The sequence below is a fragment of the Pedobacter sp. 01T416_2 genome (assembly GCF_056398925.1).
The window spans coordinates 1-3,793 of sequence record NZ_JBFTQI010000595.1 but is presented as its reverse complement, the minus strand read 5'-3'; the positions used below and the strand labels follow the sequence as shown (position 1 = coordinate 3,793).

Annotated in this window: 4 protein-coding genes; all 4 read left to right on the top strand. The window is 39.8% G+C overall.

Annotated elements, in window-relative coordinates; genetic code table 11:
• The coding region (locus tag AC1DPQ_RS20940) for an alpha/beta hydrolase family protein (RefSeq protein ID WP_477610754.1) at nt 1-1,576 on the top strand (1,576 nt) is incomplete at its 5' end.
• A gap of 298 nt (nt 1,577-1,874) precedes the next feature.
• A complete protein-coding gene (locus AC1DPQ_RS20935) occupies nt 1,875-2,771 on the top strand; it encodes a DnaJ C-terminal domain-containing protein (RefSeq protein WP_477579165.1) in 897 nt (298 codons plus the stop codon).
• A 5-nt stretch (nt 2,772-2,776) separates the two neighbouring features.
• On the top strand, nt 2,777-3,082 hold the full coding sequence (locus AC1DPQ_RS20930) for a chaperone modulator CbpM (RefSeq protein WP_477579163.1): 306 nt from the start codon (nt 2,777-2,779) through the stop codon (nt 3,080-3,082).
• Between the two features lie 94 nt (nt 3,083-3,176).
• Nucleotides 3,177-3,793: helicase HerA-like domain-containing protein (locus AC1DPQ_RS20925; protein WP_477610753.1), on the top strand; the 617-nt coding region annotated here is incomplete at its 3' end.

The window sequence follows — 3,793 nt, the reverse complement described above, 5'->3', positions numbered from 1 at the left end:
CGGTTTTCCATCAACAGTAACCATTACCGATTTAACCGGTAAAACCATTAAGGTTATTGCTGAACTGCCTTCATCCGAGGGTACACCATCTGGTTACGACAATACGCAAAACGTACCGCGTGGTTTCGATTGGAGGGATGATGAACCTGCTACACTGGTTTGGAGCAAGCCATTGGATAGCGGTTTAATTAAAAAAGATGTTCCCTTTCATGATGCAGTTTATGCGCTAAGCGCACCTTTTACCGGCACAGAAAAAGAATTATTTAAAACGCAGGCCCGTTACCGTGGCGTACAATGGGGTGATGCCAACCTTGCCCTGATTATGGAAGGTTTACGTAGCAAACAAACCAATAAAGTGACCCGTTACAACCCTACAACAGGCGAAGTAGAAGAATTGTACAGCCGTAACCAAACAGATGCTTATGGCAACCCAGGTTCTCCGGTTACTACGAAAAACAAATATGGCCGACAGGTAATTAAAACGGTTGACAATGGCACTAAACTGCTAATGAACAATATAGTAGGTTCATCAGAAAAAGGAGACTTACCTTTCTTAGCCAAATTCGATTTAACCACTAAAAAGAATGAGATTATCTGGCGCAGCGCCGAAGGAACCTTCGAATATGTAAGCGATGTAATTAATCCTGACAAACTGGTTTTGCTTACCCGTAAAGAGAGTCAAAAATTAGTACCTAACTACTTTATTAAAAACCTGATGCTTCGCATCGCCGATCAACCAATTACTAATTTCACTAATCCATATCCATCTTTAGAAGGCATTACCAAACAGAAAATTTCTTACAAACGTGCCGATGGTGTAGATTTAACAGGCGATCTGTATTTACCTAAAGGTTACAACAAAGACAAAGATGGTCCATTACCTTCATTAATCTGGGCTTACCCACGCGAGTTTAACTCCGCAGCAGATGCGGCACAGATCCGTGGATCGAAAGACAAATTTACTACAATTAGCTGGGCCTCCCCCATTTTCTGGGTAACCCATGGTTATGCAGTATTAGATAACGCAGAAATGCCAATTGTTGCCAAAGATGGTAAAAAACCTAACGATACCTTTGTAGATCAATTACAGCTCAATGCCGAAGCTGCTATTAATAAACTGGCCGACTTAGGCGTTGGTGATAAAAAACGGATGGCCGTTGGAGGACATAGTTATGGCGCATTTATGACCGCAAACTTATTGGCCCACACTAATCTCTTTGCTGCAGGTATTGCCCGCAGCGGAGCTTATAACCGGACACTTACGCCCTTTGGTTTTCAAAACGAAGAGCGTACCTATTGGCAGGTACCGCAGTTGTATTACGAAATGAGCCCGTTCAGTTATGCAGATAAAATTAAAACTCCTATATTGTTAATCCACGGTGATTCTGACGATAACCCAGGTACTTTCCCTATTAATAGCGAACGTTTGTTCAATGCGATTAAAGGTGCCGGCTGTACTACCCGTTTTGTATTTTTACCTTATGAAGCACACAGCTACCGCGGCAAAGAAAACTTGCTTCACATGCTTTGGGAGCAAGACCAATGGTTAGAAAAATATGTAAAAAACAAAAAATAAATCTCTCTCTACCTTTATCGATTAAAGTGCCTCTATATGGGGCGCTTTTTTTGTTTAGTTTTTTTCGTGGTGTCAGATATTTCTATTCGGCACTCAATCAATCATCCTTTAAAGTCAGCTGGCAACAGCTGACTGCACTTCCAAAAATCTAAATGTTCTTAATTTCTTAATGGTAAAGTATCTCAAACGATTAACAAACTACCCTGGTTAAGACAATCCCCCATTGAAATACACCATTATAAAACCTACATTTATACAATAAAATTGAACATTACTTTTACTTATTTGTTAAGCCATTATGGACTACATAGACTATTATAAAATCCTCGATTTAAAAAAAGATGCAACAACTGAGGATATAAAAAAAGCTTATAGAAAATTAGCCCGAAAGCACCACCCCGATCTTAATCCCAACAATGAGGAAGCCAATAAAAAATTTCAGCAAATAAACGAGGCAAACGAAGTTTTAAGTGATCCGGAAAAGCGTAAGAAATATGACAAGTATGGTAAAGATTGGCAACATGCCGATCAGCTAGATGCGCAGCAACAGCAGCAAAGGCAATACCAGTCGCAAGGTGGAGGATATGGCGGTAATAGCTATTCAGGAGGTTTTGGAGGCGAAGATTTTTCTGATTTCTTTTCTTCGATGTTTGGCGGCGGCGGGGGCAGAAGCAGTAGAAATTCCCCTTTTAAAGGCCAGGATTACAATGCCGATTTGCAATTGAATCTACTCGATGCGTATGCAACGCACAAACAGACCTTAACCGTAAACGGTAAACAAGTACGCATTACCATTCCGGCGGGTGTAGAAAATGGGCAGAAAATTAAACTACCAGGTTACGGTGCACCAGGAGTTAACAATGGCCCTCCGGGAGATTTATATATCAAATTCAACATCACAGATCATCCTAAATTTAAACGAAAGGGGAACGACATCTACCTCCAGGAAGAAATAGACCTATATACCGCCATTTTAGGTGGCGAAAAAATTGTAGAAACATTAAACGGCAAGGTCAAACTTAAAGTGCCAGAGGGAACACAGCCCGATGCTACTTTGCGTTTAAAAGGAAAAGGGTTTCCCATTTATAAAAAAGAAAATCAGTTTGGCGATTTATATATCAAGTGGCAGGTAAAATTACCTACCAATCTAAATGTCGAACAAAAAGAACTATTCGAAAAACTTTCCAAATTCTAACCATTATGGGAACCAATTTAATACCTGTAGAAGACATCTGTGCTTACCACCACGTAGAGATCAACTTTATCCAATCGCTTGAAGATTTTGGCCTGATCCACACTACTGTTAAAAAGCAATCGCTCTTTTTGCCAGTTGATGAATTGACCAAATTGGAGCAGTATCTTCGTCTAGCGCATGATCTGGAAATCAACTTAGAGGGCATTCATGCTGTTTCGCATCTGCTTAATCAATTGCAAAATATGCAGGAAGAAATAACCGCACTTCAGAACGAACTAAATTATTATAAGCAGCTTAGCCAACACCATTAAACAACCGTTTGTGCAGTATTTTGCATTAAAAGTGGAAACAAAAACACAATCTTTTTAAGATATCTTTCTTAAATTGGCAATCTAATTTAAAAAAATGAGCGATCTTTCTTCAAAATTCATCGAAAAAATAAAATCATCCTATGCCCCTACGGGCTCGTACATTTATTTAGGCGCCGGAATTTTAGACGGTCAGGTTTACAGCGAAGCTGAGGTTAATTTGTCGTTAAAAATGATGAATAGACATGGTTTAATTGCCGGAGCAACCGGAACAGGTAAAACACGGACCCTACAGTTACTGGCAGAACAACTGTCAGATGCCAGCGTTCCTGTTTTTATGTTGGATGTTAAAGGCGATTTATCAGGATTAAACCAGCCCGGCTCCGTTAATCCAAAAATAGAAGAAAGAACACAACAGCTCAACAAACCTTTTTCTCCATCTGGCTTTCCCATTGAAATTTACTCCCTTTCGGGTAAAATGGGTTCTCAGATGCGGGCAACGGTATTAGAATTTGGGCCAACGCTTTTATCGAAAGTATTAGATTTAAATGATACCCAGTCAGGCGTTATGGCGGTAATATTCAAATATGCCGACGATAACAAAATGCCGATTATCGACTTAAATGATTTAAAGAAACTAGTTTCTTATTTATCAGAAGGTGCGGGAGCCGCCGAAATAAAAAGTAGTTATGGCACCATTTCTACCGCTACTTC